The following is a 21018-nucleotide window of genomic DNA, read 5'->3' as shown; positions in this document are numbered from 1 at the left end:
GAGCACGCCCGGGCCTTCGCTCCGGGCGCTTCGTTCAGTGGGTTTCTTGCTTCGACCGCTTCAGGATCTGGCGCGGTTGAGCCACCTTGGATCAATGCCAAGCCGGTGCAGATCGCGCGGACGCGGCTGGCGACCAGCCTCGACGGCCGCCGCGGTGTTGATCGCGCTGCCCATCATGTTGAAGAACTCGCCGATACCGAGATTGCGGATCATCCTGCTCATCGCATTATCCTCTAATTGTGCGTTGCAGCATATATGGCGATTCCTTGAGCTTTCAGGGAGAGGGATTGGTGCATGTGAGCCATGCACTGGTTGCAAAGCTTACCCGAGACCCTTGGTCACGCGTCTGGCGAATAGCGAACGCGATATCGCGCCTATCCTTGGCGGGAGTTGGTGCGGAAGCAGTCAATGACGACTTCTGGCGGAAGGTGAGAGCGGGAAACTCCGCGGACTAATTCGCAGGCTAGTCTAGTTCGCCTTTTAGTCTGCGGTGCCCTGCTAAGTCCTTGAAATAAATGGCGCGCCCGAAGAGATTCGAACTCCTGACCCCCAGATTCGTAGTCTGGTGCTCTATCCAGCTGAGCTACGGGCGCGCAACGGGCCATACATTACAGCCCTCGCATGCCGGTCTTTCGACCCGGCCGCGAATGTGAGGTGCTACCTAGCGATTGACGGTTCGAAAAGCAAGCTGCCTGAACCGAAAACTTTTGCGGCAAAGAAACGCGTCCATATCCGCAACCAAACTCGTCCGCAGCCGGCCTATGCAATGTCCGACGCCGCTGTCTAGGCGGGGCGACGCAATACCGTCCGCGCCTCGTCGAGCCGCACGGGCTGATCGGGAATGGTTATGGCGAACACGGTGCGGCCGCCGATGCTCTCCACCAGTTCCAGCGAACCACCGTGCGCACGCACCAGTTCATGGGCAATTGCCAGTCCCAACCCGGTGCCGCCGCTTCGTGCCGAACCACGAAAGGCGGCAAACAGGTTTTCACGCGCCTTCTGCGGCAGGCCCGGCCCGGTGTCGCTGACCAGGATGCGGCAAACGCTGCCGGTACGCTCGGCCGACACGGCAAGCCGGCGGACAAGGGCTGCCTCGCGGTCGGCCGCCATCGCCTCGATGGCGTTTCGGCAGAGATTGGTCAGCACGCGAAACAGCTGGTCGGAATCGGCATCGATCTCGAAGCCCGGGTCGACGCCATTTTCGAACTCGATGCTGCCATCCGGATCGTATCCAAGCAGCCCGTGCACTTCGTCGACCAGTTGCCGCAGACGCAGGCGGCGGCGAACCGGCGCGGCCTCCTGCGTCCTGCCATAGGCAAGAACGCCCTCCGTATAGGCGACGGCACGGTCCAGCGTGCGCACCAGCTTGGGCGCAAACGACTGCACCGAAGGATCCTTCACCATGGCGAGCCGGTCGGACATCAATTGCGCCGAGGCCAGGACGTTGCGCATGTCGTGATTGATCTTGGAAACGGCGAGCCCGAGGTCGGCGAGATGCTTCTGCTCGGCCAGGGTCTTCTGCAGCCGCGTCTGCATGTCGGCGAGTTCGCGTTCGGCGACGCCGATCTCGTCACTGCGGTCTTCCGGCCGGATGATCCTGCCCGGATCGTCGGGTGCTTCGGAAAAAGCCAGCATCGAACGCGTCATGTCGCGCACCGGGCGGATCATGATCCAGTTGATCGCCAGGAACACCAGCGCCGCGGTGATCAGTGAGATCAGCAGCGACAGGAGCGCCACATTGCGGGAATAGATCAGCATCGCGCCGCGCAGCTTCTTGTCGGGGATGATCACCTCGAATTCCTTGGCGCTGTCGCCGACCTTGCCGAAGACGCGCAACATGCGGCCGCCTCCGAACAGGGCGGTATCCAGCGCACCCATCATCGCCCTCAGCGGTCCGGCGTGGGCGAGATCGATGTGTTCATCGACATGCAGCGGCATGTCGGCAACGACGAGCAGCCGGGAAATGTCGCCGTCGCGCACAGCCACCGCCTTCACCCCGAGAGACATCAGAACATCGTCCTGCGCCGCGCGCGGCAGGCTAGCCGGGTTGCCTTGCATCAGTACCGCGCTCACCGTCGCAGCGGTACCCAGTCGCTCCTCCAGCCAGCGCAGCCGGAAATTAGCGATCGATGGAATGAAGATCAGCACTTCGGCAAGCAGCACGAACAGGATCGTCAGCAGCAGCAACTTGGTCGAGAGCCCGCGCGACAACGGCACCACGCGCCGGTCGCTGTCGCTCGCCTTTCCCGCAGCCGGCGCAAGTTGATCGGTCATTGCATGATCTCGGGCCAAATCTTTCGCCAATCCACAGCCGCGGCTGTTGCTAGCCGAAAACGCGCAGCCAGCGAACCACCCGGCGAACCAGCGGCTTGCGGGTTGCTTCCATAAAATAGGTGATTGCGGCGCGTCTGCCAATTTCGCCCATGGTCGGATAGGGCGGCACGTAGGCCGCCACATCCTTAACTGTCATGTCCTTGGTGAGCGCCAGTGCCCACATGTTGATCATCTCGCCGGCATTGGCACCGACAATGGAGACGCCGAGTATCCTTCCGCGCTTGCCCGCCACCAGCTTCACATGGCCTTCCGTCCGGCGCTCGGCCTGGGCCCGGTCGTTCTCGGCGTAAGGCCAGCGCAGGATGCGGATGGCGCCGTGTTTTGTCGCTGCCTCGGCCTCGCCGAGGCCGACGTCGGCAAGTTCGGGATCGGTAAAGGTCACCCGCGGGATGATCTGGCGATTCTCACGCGCCGGCAGGCGGAACAGCAGCGCACGGACGACCAGGCCGGCGTGGTAGCCGGCAACGTGTGTGAACTGCAGCGAGCCGGTCACGTCGCCGACGGCGTAGACGCGGCGGTTGGTCGTCCTCAGCTTTGCCGTTACCTTGATACCTTGACGGTCGCAGGCGATGCCGGCCTTCTTAAGGTCCAGCCCGGCGACATTGCCGGTGCGGCCGGTGGCGACCAGCAGATGCGTGCCGTCGACGATCTCCGCGCCGGCACGGCTTTCGATGTGAACGCGAACCCCCGACCTGCCGCGGCGTTCGACGCTTTTCACCAGTGTTTCTTCGTGGATCTCCACGCCCTCGGCGCGAAGCTCCTTCACCACGATCGCCACCATTTCGGGATCATGCTTGCCGAGCGCCGCAGCGGCCTCGATCACGGTCACGGCGGAACCCAGCCGCCGATGCGCCTGCGCCATCTCCAGGCCGACCGGGCCTCCGCCAATGACAACCAGATGTCTTGGCCTGCTGGTTTGTTCGAACAAGGTTTCGTTGGTCAGGTAACCGATGCCGTCGAGGCCCGGTATGGGCGGTATGGCTGGAGATGAGCCAGTTGCGATAACGAAGCGCCGGGCGCGGATTTCGACATCGCCCGCAACCACCGTGCGCGCGTCCTTGAACCTGGCTTCCGCCTTGATCACCTGGACACCGAGTGCGGTGAACCGCTCGACGGAATCGTTGGGAGCAATCGCCGAAACGACGGCTTGGATGTGCTGGTTGACCTTGCTGAAATCGATGTCCGGCTCGACATCGGCGATGCCGAACTGCGCGCCGTGCCTCAACGCATGGGCGTGCCTGGCCGCGGCAAGCATGGCCTTTGAAGGCACGCAGCCATAGTTCAGGCAGTCGCCGCCCATCTTGCCCTTCTCGATCAGCACGACCGGTACGCCGAACGCGGCGGCCGCCGCCGCGACAGACAAGCCGCCGGATCCGGCGCCGATAACGCAGATGTCGGGCGTAAGGAGCTTCGCCATCAGTTACTTTCTGAAAACGGGGCTATGAAGAACTGTCCCTGTCCGCGACATCGGCACAATGGCCGCGTTTCCAGCGCTTCTTTACGACGGCGGCGATCAGCGCCACAAGCGCAAGCGCGACAAAGGCGATGGTGATCTGCGGTGTCACCAGATCCTTCACGGTGGCATAACGACCGGCTGCCTTGGCCGCAGCGAGCACGCTGTCGACCCCCTCACCCAGCCAGGCGTAGGCGATCGCCCCCGGGATGATGCCGATCGCCGTTGCCGCGACGAATGTGCGCAGCCGCACGTGGAAGAGCGCCGGCGCTACGTTGACGACGACGAATGGGATGAAGGGGGCAAGTCGGAGCACAAGCAGGAAGCTGAACGCATCCTTCTCGAAACCATCGGCGAGACGGGCCGAAACGCCACCCAGACGGCGCTTGAGATAGCCACCGACAGCGGTGCGGGCGGCAAGAAACAACAGCGTCGCACCACAGGTGGCGGAAATCACCGCGAGCACGGCGCCCAGCGCCCAACCGAACAGGAAGCCGCCGAAAATCGTAAGCACGGAAGCCGCCGGAAACGACGCCGCGACCACGAACGTGTAACAGGCCACGAAACCGAGCGGCGCCAGCACCGGGTGCTCCGCCACGAAGGCTTTCAGCATGTCCTGGCTTTTGCCGAGATAGCCGAGTGTCAGATAATGATGCCAGCCCATGGCATAGCCGAGCAGCAGGCAGGCCATGACCAGGACGATGGGCGCAAAACGCCAGAGAGGAGATTTCGGCGCTCCATCCTGGTCACGATCGGTCGTTGCGGCCGGAACCGCGCCCTTGGTCATTATTTCCGCCCCAACGGACGGGATATCGCCATCGGTCGATGACACACCCGCTTTTCCGATCAAATGACCCCATGGGAGTTGCCGCGGCAAGTGCTTTAGCCAGGCTCTCACCGGGTTTTGACCGTCCGACACAATTCGCTCACCCTTGCGTGACGCGAGCAGGGCAGACGATGCACAGTATCGCCTGTCGATCCGCCGGCCGAAAGGCTACGGTTGCTTCATCCAGCCCCGGCCACTGCTTCGCAGCCGGGAATTGACTTCCCCAAACCTTCTTTCTATAAGCCCGCTCACGCTCGGGCCGTCGGTCCGGCGCAGTTTCGATTGCGCCACGCCATGCCCGGCACAGCTCCTGTTCATAGCGACAGTACCAAGAAGGGCCGCACGCCGCGGTATCAAAACAAATGAAGCGCACCTATCAACCCTCAAAGCTCGTCCGCAAGCGCCGGCACGGTTTCCGTGCGCGCATGGCCACCAAGGGTGGTCGCGGAGTGGTCGCCGCACGCCGCAACCGCGGCCGCAAGCGGCTGTCCGCCTGAGCGGAAGCGTAAAACCTTGCCGGAAACCGGCAAGCCCGGGAGCGTTGCTCCACAAAGGCTTCGCAAACGCGCGGAGTTCCTGGCCGTCCGGCGTGGTGAAAAGCGCCGCGGGCGGCTTTTCCTGTTGGAAGTGATGGACCGCAATGATGACGGGCAGCCGCGTGTCGGCTTCACCGTCACCAGGAAAGCCGGCAATGCCGTGCAGCGCAACCGCATCAAACGCCGGCTCAGGGAAGCCGTCCGTCTCCATGCCGCAGGTGACATGGCACCGGGCAATGATTATGTCATCGTCGGACGGCCGGAGATCCTGACCGCCCCTTTCGGAATGTTGACGTCCGAACTCTCACGACGAATTCGCGGAACGCGTTAGGACGACTTTATGGAAAACAACCGCAATTTCTTCATCACCATTGCGCTTTCCGTGCTGATCCTAACGCTTTGGCAGGTCTTCTACATGAATCCGCGCATCGAGACGCAGCGCGAAGCCGCGCGCATCGAAGCCGAGCGGGTGGAAGCGGAGAAGAAAGCGGCAGCTCCTGCCACGCCTGGCGAGGGAGTGGCGCTGCCCGGGGCAACGACGCCCGGCGCTGTTCCCGGCGCAAGCGTGCCCGGCACCGACGGCGCCCTTGCGCTGGACCGTGAGTCGGCGATCAACGCCACCGCCCGCATCAAGATCGACACACCCAGCCTTTCCGGCTCGATCAACCTCACCGGCGCCCGCATCGATGACGTGCGGCTGAAGGATTACCATCTGACGGTGGATGACGATTCACCGACAATCGAATTGCTCAGTCCATCGGCGCTGCCAAACGGGCAGTATGCCGAAATCGGCTTTGTCGGCAGTGAAGCGACCGGCGCGGTGCCGGGCCCGGATACCGTGTGGACCGTCGAAGGCAACCAGACCCTGACGCCCTCGACCCCGGTGACGCTGGTCTTCACCAACGACAAGGGCCTGACCTTCAGGCGCAGCATCGCCATCGACAACAATTACATGTTCACCATTTCCGATACGGTGACCAATGACGGAGGCGAGCCTGTCTCGCTGTCCAATTATGGCCGCGTGACCCGTTTCGACAAGCCGACGCACGCCAGCACCTATGTCCTGCACGAGGGCCTGATCGGTGTCACCGGCGAGGAAGGTCTGAAGGAGGTCGACTACTCGGAAGTCGAGGAGGACAAGCAGATCACGCCTGGCAAATCGAAAGACGGTTGGCTCGGCATCACCGACAAATATTGGGCGGTCGCGCTGGTGCCTTCCGGGCAGCAGGAATTCCAGCCGCGCTATGCCTACTTCCAGGACGGCCGGCCTCGCTACCAATCCGACTATCTGAGCGATCCGATCACGGTGGCGCCCGGTCAGTCCTCGACAGTCGAGACATTGGTTTTTGCCGGCGCCAAGGAAGTCGCCAAGATCCAGGCGTACGAGTCCGAGCGCAACATCCGCCAGTTCGACCTTTTGATCGACTGGGGCTGGTTCTATTTCATCACCAAGCCGATGTTCTGGCTGATCGATACGCTCTATCGCTTCCTCGGCAATTTCGGCCTCGCCATCCTGGCGACCACCGTCATCGTCAAGGGCATCTTCTTCCCGCTCGCCAACAAGTCCTACAAATCCATGGCGAACATGAAGATGGTGCAGCCGGCCATGCTGGAAATCCGCGAAAAATACGCGGACGACAAGATGAAGCAGCAACAGGCGATGATGGAGCTCTACAAGAAGGAGAAGATCAATCCGCTGGCGGGCTGCTGGCCGATCCTGATCCAGATCCCTGTGTTCTTCGCGCTTTACAAGGTGCTCTACGTCACCATCGAGATGCGGCACGCGCCGTTCTTCGGCTGGATCCAGGACCTTGCCGCGCCTGATCCGACCTCACTGTTCAACCTGTTCGGACTGCTGCCGTTCACGCCACCGGCCTTCCTGCCGCATCTCGGCGTCTGGGCGCTGGTCATGGGCCTCACCATGTTCCTGCAGATGCGCATGAACCCGGCGCCGCCGGATCCGACGCAGGCGATGATCTTCAACTGGATGCCCGTGGTGTTCACCGTGATGATGGGCAGCTTCCCGGCCGGCCTCGTCATCTACTGGGCGTGGAACAACTTCCTGTCGATCCTGCAGCAGGGCGTCATCATGAAGCGCCAGGGCGCCAAGATCGAGCTCTGGGACAACCTGGTCGGGCTGTTCAAGAAGAAACCCAGTCCGGCGGAATAGGCCGGGCAGCATCGAAAAGGCCCCGGCAAGTCCGGGGCTTTTTTCATGGACGCTACCGGTTTGGGATTCTATAACCCATTCATCCAACAGGAGTTTTCGATGGTCATCTAAGCAAGATCCGTTCCATCGGGTGTCGACGCACCAGAGCGGATCGCATTTCAATTTGCGAACCTTTCTCACAACGGAACTTGCCATGACCGAACACGACCAGGGTCCCAATCCCTCAATCAAGCATCCCATCCCGATGCATCCGCGCGTCGGCTTCCTGAAATCGCTCGTTACCGCTCCCAACATCGAGATCGGCGACTTCACTTATTACGACGATCCCGACGGACCGGACCGCTTCGCCGAGAAATGCGTGCTGCACCATTATCCGTTCATCGGCGACCGGCTGATCATCGGGCGGTTCTGTGCCATCGCGGAAGGGGCACGGTTCATCATGAACGGCGCCAATCATGCGATGTCCGGGTTTTCGACCTACCCGTTCAACATTTTCGGCCATGGCTGGGAAAAGGGCTTCGACGTCAGGACCTGGGAAGCGGAGAACCGCGGCGACACGATCGTCGGCAACGACGTCTGGATCGGCATGGAGGCTGTCGTCATGCCCGGCGTGACGATCGGTGACGGAGCCGTGGTCGGCGCCAAATGTGTCGTCACCCACGACGTGCCGCCCTATGCTATCTTCGCCGGCAACCCCGGCAAGGTGGTGAAGACGCGGTTCGACCGGCACACCGTGCAGCGGCTGCTGGATATCGCCTGGTGGAACTGGCCGGTGGACAAGATCACCCGCAATCTCGACGCGATCCGCGGCGCGGACATCACCCGCCTGGAGGCTGCCGCCTGACCCGCCAGCAACTCGCCGGTTGACAAGGTGGCGCGGAATGCCGATGCCATCCGCGGAACGGACATCGGCAAGGCTGGGCGGGCAGAGTGAGCGAAATCGACAAAGCAGCGGGACGTTCCGAGCAATTGGACCCCGCATTGTTCACCCGGACCTGGATCTTCATCCGAGGCGTGCCGGCAATGAAGTTCCTGCCGCCCGAAGGGCCGCCGGAGATCGCGTTCGCCGGCCGCTCGAATGTCGGCAAGTCGTCGCTGATCAACGCTCTGGTCGGCCAGAAAGGCCTCGCCCGAACCTCGAACACGCCGGGGCGCACCCAGGAGCTCAACTACTTCGTTCCCGACGGCTATACCGGCACCGATGGCGACCTGCCGCCAATGGCCATGGTCGACATGCCGGGCTACGGCTATGCGACGGCTCCGAAAGAAAAGGTCGACGAGTGGACGAAACTCGTCTTCGACTATCTGAAGGGCCGGGTGACGCTGAAACGTGTCTATGTGCTGATCGATGCGCGCCACGGCATCAAGAAAAACGACGATGAGGTGCTCGCCCTGCTCGACAAGGCCGCCGTCTCCTATCAGATCGTGCTGACCAAGACCGACAAGATCAAGGCCGCGGGCGTACCGCGGCTGATCGAGGACACCCTCGCCAAGATCAAGAAGCGTCCAGCGGCCTTTCCCGGCGTTATTGCCACCTCGTCGGAAAAGAGCGACGGCATGGACGAGCTTCGCGACGCCATCGTGCTCGCCGCGCGCGGCGGCTGAGAAGAAGACCACCGTCCAAATGCGGAAAGTCCGCTAAGCGGTCGCCGGCTTGAAGGTCAGCGCCAGGCCGTTCAGGCAATGGCGCTTGCCGGTGGGCTGCGGACCATCGTCGAAAATGTGTCCGAAATGCCCACCGCAGCGGCGGCAATGGCATTCGACGCGTGTCATGAACAGCGAATTGTCCTGCTTGGTGCCGATGGCGTCGGGCAGCGAATCCCAGAAGCTCGGCCAGCCGGTGCCGGACTCGTATTTCGTTTCCGACGGATAGACGGCAAGATCACAGCCGGCGCAATGGAAGGTGCCCTTGCGCTTTTCATCGAGCAGCGGGCTGGTGCCGGGGCGTTCGGTGTCTTCCTGGCGCAGCACCGCGAACTGCGGCTCGGACAGGGTGGCGCGCCATTCGGCGTCCGTCTTGGTCACTTCGAAGACCTCTTCCTCCGCCTCCGCGACCGCACCCATGTGGCGGAAGGCCGTCGAAATGGCGAGAACCGCAACAGCGGCCCCGCTTGCAAGCAGAAATTGACGGCGTTTCATCCTGGCATTCTCCCTTGGCCGACACCTTAGCCGGCCCGCGGCTCACGGTGAAATCAACTCCGATTGAGCAGCACTTCTCTGCATACGCAATTACGCCCCGTACGCGCCACGGTTTGCTGATGGCGGGTACGGGGGCGCTTGTGTGATCGCACCCAGGTTTCACGGGAGCGAACGTTGGCGCAATCTCAGCCTGAGACGGCTCACATCTTGGGCAACAGCACCTTGTCGATCACATGGATGACACCGTTCGACTGCTCGACATTGGCGATGGTCACATTGGCGACGTTGCCGTTCTCGTCTTCGACCGTGATCTTGTCGCCTTCGTATTTGGCGGTCCAGGTGCAGCCGCCGACGGTCTTGACCGGATGCGCGCCCTTGTCGTCGTCCACCATCTTCATGATGTCGGCGGACATCGCCTTGGCGCCCACCACGTGACAGGTCAGGATCTTGGTGAGCTGATCCTTGTTTTCCGGCTTCAGAAGCGTCTCGACAGTGCCGGCGGGCAGCGCCTCGAAAGCCGCGTTGGTCGGTGCGAACACGGTGAACGGCCCGGCGCCCTGCAGCGTTTCGACCAGGCCGGCGGCCTTGACGGCGGCGACCAGCGTGGTGTGGTCCTTCGAGTTCACGGCGTTCTCGATGATGTTCTTGTCAGCCGGCATCGCCGCGCCGCCGACCATCGGGTTTTCCGCATATGCAACAGTCGCGAATGCGGAAAGCGCGAGCGCGCCGGCAAAAAGCGAAGAAGTGAATTTACGCATCGTCAAACTCCTTGGTTATTTCCCTTCTTGAGGGGGCACAAGGAGTTACGAGGATGTATTTTTAAAGTTTCCAGTCTCACAAAAACGTTATTCTTCCTTAAAATCTTTCAGAAAAATTTCAAAAAGAAAATTTATTGAAACTCTCCAGGCGATATATTCGTTTTTTTCCCCCTTATCCATCAGATATCTTTCAAATCGCCCGCCGCCACAACAGGCCCGGTCGGCTGGCCGGTCGGCGAACCGCCGGTCGGCTCGAGGCTGATCGCCAGCACCGCGCCGGATGCCAGTTTCTCGCGGATTTCAGGAGTGATCACGATATGCGACGTTGCCCCCACGGGGACAACGCCCATTGAGACCGGCGGATTCTGGCCTTCGATCATCCAGAGTTCGAAGTCGCGGTCGGATGCCCTCTCGCCGGAAACATGCGACAGGGATACCTGGCCATGAGCCGCATCGTAGACAGCAAGGTATTTTACATCGCTGTTGTCGGCGGCAAGCGAGGCGACCAATCGCATCTGCGGCGCTTCGGCGGGCGGATTGATGAACGGGACAGCGGCATAAATCACCATCGCGGCAATCGCCGCGGTGGTGAGGCCGCGCCAGAAAGCGAGGCTCGCCCACAAGCCGCCAGTCGGCGCCACAGCACCTGCACCTCCGGTAAAAAGCCGCCTGTCGATGGCCGGCTTCACCGTGGCCGGCGGCTCGACTGGTTGATATGCATTCGCCATCGGCGCCAGATGCACTTCCCACTGGTCGACGAGACGCGCAAAAGCGGCCTCGCTGTCGATGCGCCTGCTCGCGGCCTGCCGTTCGTCAGCCGGCAGGACACCGACAACGTATTCGGCGGCGAGAATCTCGTCGCCTCCACGTTCCGGTCCGTTGTCTTCCGCCAGGCTCATCGCTCCAGGCATTCCCTGAGTTTCATCAGGCTGCGGCGCAGCCAGGTACGCATCGTGTTGAGCGGCACACCGTGACGCTCCGCCAATTCCGAATAACTTTCGCCCTTGAGATAGGCACCCCGAACCGCTGCGGCCCGATCCTGTTCGAGCTCATCGAGGCAGCGGTAAATTCTCTCGTTTTCACCACCCGCTACGGCCATTGCTTCCGGACCGGGCGCCGGATCGGCTATGTCCAGCGCGGCATCTATGTCGGACGCCGGCTGACGGCGCGCGCGGACGCGATCGATCGCATGATTGCGGGCAATCGCCACCAGCCAGGAAATCGGGCTGAGATCGGAGACCGCAAAACGATCGGCCTTCGTCCATATCTTGACGAAAACCTCCTGCAATGCCTCTTCCGCCTCTGCGCGATCGCTCAAGACACGAAGGCAGACACCAAAGAGTTTCGCGCTGGTCTGGCGGTACAGCATATCGAAAGCGGCCCGATCCTTCATCGAGACCCTTACGATCAGCTTGGTGATATCCTGCGGCGTCATTGCAGCCAACCTAGGGCGCTTCACCGCCGATTTGCAACTGATGAAATGGGCGAGCGTTGCGGCTTGCCACCCGCGTTGCGTGTCCACACCCGTCCGGATAGGCTGCCGCCCTCAGGGCGGAGAAAAGTATGTCGGTCGAAAAAGTTCTTTGGCAACAGGACGCAACCGGCCTTGCCGGGCTGGTGAAGAAGGGCGACGTTTCGCCGGTGGAACTTGTCGATGCCGCCATTTCGCGAGCCGAGAAGACGGCGCACGATATCAACGCCATCGCTGAAAAGCTTTTCGATCAAGCCCGGGAACGGGCAGACGGCATCGATCGTGCGTTGCCTCTGGCTGGCGTGCCGTTCGCAATCAAGGATCTCGGCATCGCCATGAAAGGGGTGCCTATCCATTCCGGCAGCAGGGTGCCCGTTCTCGTTACAGATTTCGATTCCGTGCTGATGGAACGCTATCTCGCCGCCGGGCTGGTCCCGATCGCCACCAGCACCTCGCCGGAACAGGGGCTGCGTCTGGTCACCGAATCCGCCGCCTTCGGCATTACCCGCAATCCGTGGAATACCGGACACGTCACCGGCGGTTCCTCGGGCGGCGCAGCCGCGCTGGTGGCGGCCGGCGTCATACCGGTAGCGCACGCCTCGGATGGCGGCGGCTCGATCCGCGTGCCGGCCGCCTGCACTGGGCTCGTCGGCTTGAAAACCTCGCGAGGTCGCATTCCGATGTCGCCACTCGCTTCGGAGCCCTGGTATGGTTTCGTCGTCAATCATGCAGTGACGCGCTCGGTGCGGGATTCGGCACTGCTGCTCGACCTGACCCACGGTCCGGACAGCCTGGCGCCTTACGCGGCGCGACCGCCGCAAGGCAGTTTTGCCGCCGCAGCGGCACGCGATCCGGGCAAGCTCAAGCTCACGGTCTATCGCAAATCACCGCTCGGCCTGGACATTTCCGCCGAAACTTTGAAGGCGCTCGACACCGCAATTGCCCTGGCGCGCGAAGGCGGCCATTCGGTCGAGGAAATCGATCTGCCATTCATCGGTCGCGACTTCATGATGGATTTCGTCACTTGCGTGGCCTCGGCGGTCGCCGGTTCGCTGCGTTATGAGGCCGAGCGCGTCGGACGTCCTGTCGGTGGCGACGTGGAGCGCGCCACGCGTGTCATCGGCCGCTTCGGCGAACTCATATCGGGTGGCGCCATTTATGCGGCACTCGAACGCCTGCAGATGGCATCGCGCCAGTTGCTTGCCCATACCGCCGCCTATGACGCGGTGCTGATGCCCCTGATCGCGCATCCGCCGTTGAAATGCGGTGCGATGGACCCGGCCGGCGCCGACGATTTCATCGAGAACATGCTCGACAGATTGCATCTGACCCATCTTCTCAAGATGAAATCGCTGCTCGGCCAGTTCATCGACAAGAGCCTCTGGTTCACCCACTGGCCGGCCATCCAGAATGTTTCCGGCCAGCCGTCGATCGCCCTGCCCGTCCACGTCACGGCGGAAGGTCTGCCGCTCGGCATTCAGGCGGCCGGCCGCCACGGCGACGAAGAGACGCTGCTCTCTCTCGCCGCGCAGATGGAAAAGCTCTCCGGCTGGAACGAGCGGCGAGCGCCGCTGCAAGTGCCAGCCTGACGTCGCTTATCATTTGCCCGTCACAATCTTTGCGGCTAAGTAACCGCCGATTCTTCCCACAGAGGTCTTCCATGACGACGGACATCGCCGCCACCGCCGAAATGCAGGCCGCCCTGCTCTCCCGGGCGCTGCCTTACATGCAGCGATACGAGAACAAGACCGTGGTCGTGAAATATGGCGGCCATGCCATGGGCGACGCCGCACTCGGACAGGCCTTCGCCCGCGACATCGCGCTTCTGAAGCAGTCCGGCGTCAACCCGATCGTCGTGCATGGCGGTGGGCCGCAGATCGCTGCCATGCTTGCCAGGATGGGTATTGAATCGCGTTTCGAAGGCGGCCTGCGCGTCACCGACGAAAAGACCGTCGAGATCGTCGAGATGGTTCTTGCCGGCTCGATCAACAAGGAGATCGTCGCGCTGATCAATGCGGAGGGCGAATGGGCGATTGGCCTTTGCGGCAAGGACGGCAACATGGTCTTCGCCGAAAAGGCGCACAAGACCGTCAAGGATCCCGATTCCAACATCGAGCGCGTCCTCGATCTCGGTTTCGTCGGCGAGCCGGTCGAGGTCGACCGCACCCTGCTCGATCTTCTCGCACGCTCGGAAATGATTCCGGTGCTGGCTCCGGTCGCACCCGGCCGCGACGGCCATACCTACAACATCAACGCCGATACCTTTGCCGGCGCCATCGCCGGCGCGGTCAAGGCCAAGCGCCTTTTGTTCCTGACCGACGTGCCCGGCGTGCTCGACAGCAACAAGAAGCTGATCGACGAACTGACGGTGGCCGAAGCCAAGGCGCTGATCGCCGACGGCACGGTGTCTGGCGGCATGATCCCCAAGGTCGAGACCTGCATCGAGGCGATCGAGCGTGGCGTCGAGGGCGTCGTCATCCTCAACGGCAAGACGCCGCATTCGGTCCTGCTTGAACTGTTCACCGAACACGGCGCCGGCACACTGATCGTGCCCTGAGGGCTGGCGCTCGACATCGTTCTTCGGATGGGCTTTGATCGCACGTTGCGGCGATCGGGGACTTGGTCTCGGAGGACAAACGATGGCACGCATGAGTGTACGCTACATCGTCGACGATATCGACGCGGCGGTCTCGTTCTATACGGAGAAGCTGGGCTTCACTGTCGAGATACGGCCCGGTCCGGGCTTCGCGGCATTGTCGAAGGATGGCATGCGCCTGCTCCTCAATCAGCCCGGTTCGGGCGGTGCCGGACAGGCGGTCGCGGGGCGGGAACCGCAACCCGGTGGCTGGAACCGCATTCAGATCGAGGTCGAGGACCTTGCCGGTCTGGCTAAGAAGCTGAAGCATGCCGGCTGCCGTTTCCGCGGCGAGATCGTGCTTGGCCGCGGCGGCAAGCAAATGCTGATCGAGGACCCGTCGGGCAACGCGGTCGAACTTTTCGAACCGACACCGCGGGCGTAGCGGCGGACCGCTACGCGTTTCGGCCTCAAGCCACGATCTTGTGGCTCAGGTGATCACCCAGTCGGCAGGCAAGCGCGGTGATCGTCGTCGTCGGGTTGCATTGGCCTGATGTGGCGAACACCGACGAACCGCCGACATAGAGGTTCGCCATGCCGTGGACCTTGCAGTTGCGGTCGACGACACCCTTCAGCGGATCGTCGTTCATGCGGGTGCCGCCCATATGATGATGCCCGGCCAGTTCCTGGTCGGTCGGATAGTCGTCGCCGTTCAGGACCCAATCGGCTATGCGGACACGGCCGAGATTTTTCGCGGCGAAAGTTTCGCCGAACAGCCGCAGTCCTTCGAGCAAGGTGCGGTGTTCCAGTTCCGACTTCTTCCAATGCAGTTCGAGGCGCGGGATTCCCGCGTGATCCTTTTCGGTTGTCGAAAGCTGGATATGATTGGATGCGACTGGAGCCTGTTCCCAGCCCACATAAAGCTGCGCGGCGCAGCGCAGGTTCTGGCCAAGCTTCTCCGCCACCCACTCGGCGGCATCCGGCGCGGTGCAGGCAAGGTTGGCGATCAACTGCTTGACGCCGCCGTAGGGCATCTCGATCAGGCGTACGCCGAAGTTCATGATCTGGCGGCGTGCCATGGCCTCGGGCGACGGCGAGAAGAAGACTTCCTTGCTGTCGTCCGTCTCGAACTCGTCATAGTCCGCAAGGATGGCGTTGCCGCCTTCGAACTGCGGATGCTCCATCCAATAGCGCCCCAACGCTGCGGCATTCGGAACCACGCCGCCGTTCGACTGCTGGTTCGACCACAGGAGAAGCCGCGAATTCTCGAGCCCGCCCGTGCAGGGGACGTAGTACTCTGCCTCGATGGTGCCGGCGTCCTGGTTTTCCGACCACAGCCGGGCGCCGGTGATCTTCGTGCCATCGCCGACCAATTCAGTCACGTAGGTGTTGAGGACGACCGCGATATTGGAACTCTTTTCGAGCTCGTCATGGAATTTTTCCCCGAAGCGGACGGCGGGGCTCTTGATCAGTTGGACCCATCGGATGTCGTCCGAAATCGGCACATCAGGGCGGAACTGAACCAGATCAAGAATATCGTGCACTTCGTCGAGATAAGGATCGATATCGCCACGACCAATCGGCCAACCGGTATCCGGAACCCACGGCTTCGCCGCAAAGTCGTGGGCGTCCATCACGCGGCACCAACCCGCCCAGTGGTTCGAGGAGCCGCCCAAATACCTCAAGCGGGTTATGTCGAGATCGAAATAGGGATCACCGATCGTCGTGCCGCGATAGAAATCCTGCGATTCCTCGCTCCAGTCGCCACCGCCGGCTTCCAAGACGACTACCGGGATGCCCGCGGAACCGAGCTTGCGGGCGATGGTGATGCCGGCCGGCCCCGAGCCGACGATGCAGACCTTCGGTTTGAAACCGGCATTGCGAAACGCCGTCACGTTCTCGAAAATCATGCCAGATCACTCCGCCTGAGGATCCAACCGTCGATTTCGACGATCTGGTCGCCGGGAGCCGAGGCAAGCTGATGCCGGGCGACGAGCGCCAGCACCGAAACGGTCGTCAATGCCTGAATGAAGCTTCGCCGGGTAAGGTTTGTGTCGGTTTTGCCCGCCATGATCGCGATCCTCTTGCAACAGTTCGTTGCGCGCCGGTTCATTTCGGCACACGCACCCTTCCCCCGAAATCTTCGAAGCGAGATCCGTGCCATGTATCGCGGATTGGTTTGCCGTCAGTTGACAATCAGCAGGATGAGGATGCCGCCGACGATCAAGATGCAGCCGATGGTTTCCAACCAGTTAATGCGCTCGCGGAAGAAGAACACCGACGAGGCGAAGGTAAAGATCATCTCGATCTGCGCCAGCGATTTGACGATTGCCGCCTGTTGCAGGGTCATCGCCATGAACCAGCCAAAAGACGCGCAGGCGCCGGCCAGGCCGACCAGCAGGGACGGCTTCCAAGCCTTGGCGATGCGGCCGATCTCGGCCCGGTCCTTCCACAGCATCCATGCACCCATCACGACGGTCTGGAAGACAATGACGAAGGCCAGGGTGACGGCGGCCTGCATCATGAAGTTCGGCCCTCCGAGCGCCAGCGATGCGGCGCGATAGGCGACCGCCGATACGCCGAACAAGGTGCCCGACGCCAGCCCGATCAGCGCGGTGCGGCTGCCGACGGACGTCAGCAGCGCCCGCCAGCTGAACTCGGTGCGGGCAACCGATATCAGCATCACGCCGAACATCGAGACGACGATCGCCAGGATGACGCCGGGCGTCACCGTTTCACTCAGGAACAGCAGGCCGAAGAGCGCGGCCTGAGCGGGTTCGGTGCGCGAATAGGCGGTGCCGACGGCGAAATTGCGAAACGAGAACAGATGAACCAGGAGAAATGTCGCGGCGATCTGGCCCAGACCGCCGATCACCGCCCAGACGAAGAAACCCGCATTGAGGGCGGGCAGTTGGTAGCCGACCACCTGGTTGAGTATCCAGACGAAGAACAGCGCGAACGGGAAACCGAAGCCGAAGCGGACGAAGGTCGCACCGGTCGTGCCCATCACCGCCTTGAGATGCTTCTGCATCGCCGACCGGACGTTCTGCAAAAACGCAGCGGCAACGGTGATCGGGATCCAGAGTTCCATGAATGGTGATGTCCGGCTGAAGACGCCCGTCGAACTGCCTGGCGCCAGGCCGCGTTTAAGCGAACCTACGCGGGAATGGCAAGGTCATGTTGGCAACGCTGGATGGGCCAATGTCCGTTCCGGGCACCGATCCGCCGGGAATAGCGCTCAGGCCGCGGCCTGAAAGGGTTCGAGCACCGCCCGGTTGCGGCCGCGCCGCTTGGCCTCGTAGAGCCGCCGGTCCGCGACCCGCATCAGGTCGGAAACAGTGGCGCCGGCTTCGCAGTCGATCCCGCCGATGCTTACGGTCAAAGGCACCGTCCGTTCGTCCGGCCGGAAGCGTATCTGCTCCACTTCCTTCCTGATCCGCTCGGCGACCTGCAGCGCTTCTTCGTCGGTCGCGCCGCTCAGAAGCGCCGCGAATTCCTCGCCACCGATGCGGCCCAGTATGTCGCCGGCGCGGACACCACGACGGATCGCGGCGGCGATTTCCAAAAGGGCCTTGTCGCCGGTCAGGTGACCGTAACTGTCGTTGATACTCTTGAAATGGTCGGCATCGATGATGAGCAAGGCGCCACGACTCGCATGCTGGCGCGTGCCATCGAGCACGGCGAAGAAACTTTCGCGGTTGAGCATGCCGGTCATGTCGTCGCGGCGCGCCTTTTCCGCCAGTTTCCTGTGGGTGGTGGCAAGCTCGGCGTGCGTGGTTTCCAGTTCGCCCAGCGCTTTGGCCAGCTTCTCTTTCTGCAAGAAAGTATAAGCGCTGCACGGCAAGACGATCGCAAGGATCAGCCAGGCATTGCCGTCCACCATCCCACCAAGCGTCGGGGCGATCGACGCGGCGACCGAAGAATATGCGAAAATTGCAAAGAGGGCGACCAAGGTAGACTTTAGAATTACACGAATCATCTGCTACTCCCATGCCCCGCGCGGAACATGGCCGAGAGCCTTGAACGTCTCCTTTCGGCGGCCGTTAAAATTTGAATCTTCTTCCGGTTTTCCACAGCTGCCTCGACGAACAACAGCAAGGAAGGCCGTTCACATAGCGCCGTTCCATGCGATAAGACGCCCATGACCGAGCACGCAAATCCGGACCGCTTCGCCCACGTCACCGACTGGGTATTCGATCTCGACAATACGCTTTATCCGCATCACTCGAACCTGTTCTCGCAGATCGATGTGAAGATGACGTCATATGTGTCGGAGCTGTTGCAATTGCCGCGCGAAGAGGCGCGCAAGCTGCAGAAGGAACTCTATCTGGAGTACGGCACCACGCTGAATGGACTGATGGAGCGCCATCAGATCGATCCGGACGATTTTCTCGAGAAGGTCCACGATATCGATTATTCGTGGCTGGTGCCCGATCCGGTTCTCGGCGTGGCGATCCGCCAATTGCCCGGCCGCAAGTTCATCTTCACCAATGGCGACCGTGGCCATGCCGAACGCACAGCGCGGCAGCTTGGCATCCTCGATGATTTCGACGACATCTTCGATATTGTCGCGGCCGGCCTGACGCCGAAACCGGCGCGCCAGACCTATGAGAAATTCGCCGAGCTTCATGCCATCACCGGGCCGAACGCGGTGATGTTCGAAGACCTGGCGCGCAATCTCAGCGTCCCCAAGGCGCTGGGCATGACGACCGTGCTCATCGTGCCACGCAATTTCGAGCCGACATTCTCGGAAATCTGGGAACGCGACCCGAAATTCGACGACGATGTCGATTTCGTCACAGACGATCTGGCGACTTTCCTGACGAGCATCGTCAAGGCTCCTACCGTTTGAGACGATTTACCTCTCTCGAAGCTCGCATCGACGCAGCCGCGCATGGCGTGCTCGATCGCCTACCCGCTGGCGGTCTGTATGGCGGGCTTATCGAATTCCTCGTGTTCGGGCTGAAGCAAGCCTGGGCCTGCCTGTTCGGCGGCGTCATCCTGGCCTTGATGATAGCGACCAGACTACTGTGGCCCGACGGCATCGCTTTAGCGCGCTATGATTTTCTGTTCCTGGCGATTTTGGCGATCCAAATCGCCATGCTGGCGTTCCGGCTTGAAACATTGTCGGAGGCCAAGGTCATACTGATCTTCCACGTCGTCGGCACGGCGATGGAATTGTTCAAAACTTCGGCCGGCTCGTGGATATACCCGGAGGAGAGCCTCTTTCACATCGGCGGCGTGCCACTTTTCTCCGGCTTCATGTATGCGGCCGTAGGCTCCTATCTTGCCCGGATTAGCCGCATCTTCGACATGCGCTACTCGAACTATCCGCCTCTATGGGTGACGATCCTTCTGTGCGTCGCCGTCTATGTCAATTTCTTCGCTCATCATTTCGTCATCGATATCCGCTACGGCTTGTTCGTGGCAACGGCATTCATCTATCTGCGCACCACGGTACACTACCGCGTCTTCCGCTTCCGCCACAAAATGCCGTTGCTGCTCGGTTTCCTGCTGATCGCGTTGTTCATCTGGTTCGCCGAGAACATCGGCACGTGGTCGCGCGCCTGGATTTATCCCAGCCAGGACGAAAGCTGGACGCCGGTATCGATCCAGAAACTCGGCGCATGGTATCTCCTGATGATCATTTCCTTCGTGCTGGTAACGTTGGTGCACCGGCCAAGGCCCCTGGCAGAGGGCGAGGACCCAGCCGGCACCGAACGCCTTAGCTCTCAGGCGCGCGAGATAAATTGACGGCCGACACAGGACCGGCCGTCAATACGGCCGTGTCAATGCTGCGAATGGTCCTCGCCGCCTGGTTTGGCCTGCACCGGCAACATGACGTCGACCTTGCCGGCCTTCTCGAACTCGAGCGTCACCGGCACCGAACCGCCTTCCTTGAAAGGCTCCTTCACCGCCATGAACATCAGGTGCAGGCCGCCGGGCTTCAGTTCCACCGTCGCCCCGGCGGGAATGTCGAGGCCACCCTCGACCGGCCGCATCACCATGACGTCGTTGACGACCTCCATCGTGTGAACCTCGACCTTGCCGGCGTTCGCAGACGCCGCCGAAACGAGCTTGTCGGCGGTCTGGCCGTTGTTGGTGACGGTCAGGTAGCCGCCGCCGGTCGGTTGTCCCGGAAGCATGGCGCGCGCCCACCCGCTGGTGATGGCCAGGTCGCCGGCCGTCACCGCTTGCGGCGCGGCCCCGTGACCTTCGTGACCGCCACTCTCGGCAGCCAGGATGGTGAGCGACGGCGCCGGATGCTCCAGCGAATGCGGGTTCTGTCCCTCGGCAGGTTCCTCGGTCCAGGCGACCTCGGCACCATCGCATTGCTGAAGCGTCTTGAAGAACAGCGTCTGGCCCGCTTCCACTCCGGCGAGCGTGCCGCTCAGCGCGAATTCGTCGTAGAATTCGTCCGGCAGGGAACCGCCGCTCCAGGTGACCAAGGTCACGCCAGAGGCCACCTCCTCGCCGTGAAGATCGTATTTCTTGGCATAGTCGCCCTTCTTGGTTTCCAGCGTCCAGCCTGCCTTGGGCATCGGCTTCACGCCGATATAGCCTTCCGGAATTTCCACCCGCACCAGATTGGTGGCCTTGCCGTCGCAGCCGTGCGGAATCTTGAGTACGGCCTTGTAGGAACCAGCGGCGGTTTCGCCCGTCTCAAGCGAAGCGTGGGCAAAGGCCGTGACGATCGAAGCAGCCGTCAGCACAGAGGCCGCGGCAAATTGCAGAAAAAGTCGGCGCATGGTTTTT

General features: G+C 61.9%; 23 protein-coding genes and 1 tRNA gene. 10 read left to right on the top strand and 14 right to left on the bottom strand.

Translation table 11 applies throughout. The annotated features are described in order from the left end of the window. Window positions 1–60 precede the first annotated feature (60 nt). The 5 genes from OHD58_RS08310 to OHD58_RS08290 all read right to left on the bottom strand — a co-directional run bounded on the left by OHD58_RS08310 (window position 61) and on the right by OHD58_RS08290 (window position 4574). Window positions 61–222 carry a hypothetical protein gene (locus tag OHD58_RS08310; RefSeq protein WP_263802639.1) on the bottom strand — a complete coding sequence of 54 codons (162 nt, stop codon included), beginning with the start codon at window positions 220–222 and terminating at the stop codon, window positions 61–63. Window positions 223–516: 294 nt separating this feature from the next. Further along, window positions 517–593, bottom strand: a tRNA-Arg gene (locus tag OHD58_RS08305). A 190-nt stretch (window positions 594–783) separates the two neighbouring features. Next, entirely contained in the window at window positions 784–2274 is a 1491-nt protein-coding gene (locus OHD58_RS08300; protein WP_263802638.1) for a sensor histidine kinase, read from the bottom strand. 49 nt (window positions 2275–2323) lie between these two features. Next, entirely contained in the window at window positions 2324–3751 is a 1428-nt protein-coding gene (locus tag OHD58_RS08295) for a dihydrolipoyl dehydrogenase family protein (RefSeq protein WP_263802636.1), read from the bottom strand. 22 nt (window positions 3752–3773) lie between these two features. Further along, a complete protein-coding gene (locus OHD58_RS08290; RefSeq protein WP_412177185.1) occupies window positions 3774–4574 on the bottom strand; it encodes a TVP38/TMEM64 family protein in 801 nt (266 codons plus the stop codon). A gap of 401 nt (window positions 4575–4975) precedes the next feature. Here OHD58_RS08290 and rpmH point away from each other — a divergent pair, with 401 nt between their 5' ends. The 5 genes from rpmH to yihA all read left to right on the top strand — a co-directional run bounded on the left by rpmH (window position 4976) and on the right by yihA (window position 8924). After that, entirely contained in the window at window positions 4976–5110 is a 135-nt protein-coding gene (gene rpmH / locus OHD58_RS08285; RefSeq protein WP_008833937.1) for a 50S ribosomal protein L34, read from the top strand. 16 nt (window positions 5111–5126) lie between these two features. Then, a complete protein-coding gene (gene rnpA, locus OHD58_RS08280) occupies window positions 5127–5480 on the top strand; it encodes a ribonuclease P protein component (RefSeq protein ID WP_263802633.1) in 354 nt (117 codons plus the stop codon). Between the two features lie 9 nt (window positions 5481–5489). Then, the gene (yidC, locus tag OHD58_RS08275) at window positions 5490–7319 is read left to right on the top strand and encodes a membrane protein insertase YidC (protein WP_263802630.1); all 1830 of its coding nucleotides are present in this window, start codon (window positions 5490–5492) and stop codon (window positions 7317–7319) included. Window positions 7320–7512: 193 nt separating this feature from the next. Next, window positions 7513–8163: a CatB-related O-acetyltransferase gene (locus tag OHD58_RS08270; RefSeq protein WP_263802629.1), complete on the top strand. Its 651-nt coding sequence runs from the start codon at window positions 7513–7515 to the stop codon at window positions 8161–8163. 95 nt (window positions 8164–8258) lie between these two features. Then, on the top strand, window positions 8259–8924 hold the full coding sequence (gene yihA, locus OHD58_RS08265; protein WP_263802756.1) for a ribosome biogenesis GTP-binding protein YihA/YsxC: 666 nt from the start codon (window positions 8259–8261) through the stop codon (window positions 8922–8924). A gap of 33 nt (window positions 8925–8957) precedes the next feature. On the opposite strand, the gene msrB is transcribed toward yihA, so the two are convergent. The 4 genes from msrB to OHD58_RS08245 all read right to left on the bottom strand — a co-directional run bounded on the left by msrB (window position 8958) and on the right by OHD58_RS08245 (window position 11651). Continuing rightward, on the bottom strand, window positions 8958–9458 hold the full coding sequence (gene msrB / locus OHD58_RS08260) for a peptide-methionine (R)-S-oxide reductase MsrB (RefSeq protein ID WP_263802627.1): 501 nt from the start codon (window positions 9456–9458) through the stop codon (window positions 8958–8960). A 200-nt stretch (window positions 9459–9658) separates the two neighbouring features. Next, window positions 9659–10216 carry a fasciclin domain-containing protein gene (locus OHD58_RS08255; RefSeq protein ID WP_263802626.1) on the bottom strand — a complete coding sequence of 186 codons (558 nt, stop codon included), beginning with the start codon at window positions 10214–10216 and terminating at the stop codon, window positions 9659–9661. 179 nt (window positions 10217–10395) lie between these two features. Next, a complete protein-coding gene (locus OHD58_RS08250; protein ID WP_263802625.1) occupies window positions 10396–11115 on the bottom strand; it encodes an anti-sigma factor domain-containing protein in 720 nt (239 codons plus the stop codon). Next, on the bottom strand, window positions 11112–11651 hold the full coding sequence (locus tag OHD58_RS08245; RefSeq protein WP_263802624.1) for a sigma-70 family RNA polymerase sigma factor: 540 nt from the start codon (window positions 11649–11651) through the stop codon (window positions 11112–11114). The genes OHD58_RS08250 and OHD58_RS08245 overlap by 4 nt, the downstream gene beginning before the upstream one ends. Before the next feature lie 128 nt (window positions 11652–11779). Between OHD58_RS08245 and OHD58_RS08240 the strand changes: the two genes are divergently transcribed. The 3 genes from OHD58_RS08240 (at window position 11780) to OHD58_RS08230 (ending at window position 14707) form a co-directional block, all read left to right on the top strand. Further along, window positions 11780–13276 (top strand): amidase, encoded by a 1497-nt coding sequence (locus OHD58_RS08240; protein ID WP_263802623.1) that lies wholly within the window; start codon window positions 11780–11782, stop codon window positions 13274–13276. Between the two features lie 71 nt (window positions 13277–13347). Further along, entirely contained in the window at window positions 13348–14244 is an 897-nt protein-coding gene (gene argB / locus OHD58_RS08235; protein ID WP_263802622.1) for an acetylglutamate kinase, read from the top strand. 82 nt (window positions 14245–14326) lie between these two features. Further along, on the top strand, window positions 14327–14707 hold the full coding sequence (locus tag OHD58_RS08230) for a VOC family protein (protein ID WP_263802620.1): 381 nt from the start codon (window positions 14327–14329) through the stop codon (window positions 14705–14707). A gap of 25 nt (window positions 14708–14732) precedes the next feature. On the opposite strand, the gene OHD58_RS08225 is transcribed toward OHD58_RS08230, so the two are convergent. The 4 genes from OHD58_RS08225 to OHD58_RS08210 form a co-directional block, all read right to left on the bottom strand. Beyond that, complete coding sequence (locus OHD58_RS08225) at window positions 14733–16172, bottom strand: GMC oxidoreductase (protein ID WP_263802619.1); 1440 nt, start codon at window positions 16170–16172, stop codon at window positions 14733–14735. Next, window positions 16169–16333, bottom strand: coding sequence for a twin-arginine translocation signal domain-containing protein (locus tag OHD58_RS08220; protein ID WP_263802618.1), 165 nt, complete (start codon window positions 16331–16333; stop codon window positions 16169–16171). The genes OHD58_RS08225 and OHD58_RS08220 overlap by 4 nt, the downstream gene beginning before the upstream one ends. A gap of 114 nt (window positions 16334–16447) precedes the next feature. Continuing rightward, on the bottom strand, window positions 16448–17353 hold the full coding sequence (locus tag OHD58_RS08215; RefSeq protein ID WP_263802617.1) for a DMT family transporter: 906 nt from the start codon (window positions 17351–17353) through the stop codon (window positions 16448–16450). Window positions 17354–17500: 147 nt separating this feature from the next. Beyond that, window positions 17501–18241: a GGDEF domain-containing protein gene (locus tag OHD58_RS08210; RefSeq protein ID WP_263802616.1), complete on the bottom strand. Its 741-nt coding sequence runs from the start codon at window positions 18239–18241 to the stop codon at window positions 17501–17503. Between the two features lie 162 nt (window positions 18242–18403). On the opposite strand from OHD58_RS08210, the gene OHD58_RS08205 reads away from it, so the two are divergent. Together OHD58_RS08205 and OHD58_RS08200 are read left to right on the top strand one after the other, a co-directional pair. Further along, entirely contained in the window at window positions 18404–19114 is a 711-nt protein-coding gene (locus OHD58_RS08205) for a pyrimidine 5'-nucleotidase (RefSeq protein WP_263802615.1), read from the top strand. Next, the gene (locus tag OHD58_RS08200) at window positions 19111–20016 is read left to right on the top strand and encodes a DUF817 domain-containing protein (protein ID WP_263802614.1); all 906 of its coding nucleotides are present in this window, start codon (window positions 19111–19113) and stop codon (window positions 20014–20016) included. Before OHD58_RS08205 ends, OHD58_RS08200 begins: the two co-directional genes overlap by 4 nt. Before the next feature lie 35 nt (window positions 20017–20051). On the opposite strand, the gene OHD58_RS08195 is transcribed toward OHD58_RS08200, so the two are convergent. After that, window positions 20052–21011 carry a DUF1775 domain-containing protein gene (locus OHD58_RS08195; RefSeq protein ID WP_263802613.1) on the bottom strand — a complete coding sequence of 320 codons (960 nt, stop codon included), beginning with the start codon at window positions 21009–21011 and terminating at the stop codon, window positions 20052–20054. Window positions 21012–21018 lie beyond the last annotated feature (7 nt).

Source organism: Mesorhizobium sp. ZC-5 (assembly GCF_025753855.1).
Lineage (GTDB): Bacteria > Pseudomonadota > Alphaproteobacteria > Rhizobiales > Rhizobiaceae > Neomesorhizobium.
This window is presented reverse-complemented; position numbering and strand designations above follow the sequence as displayed.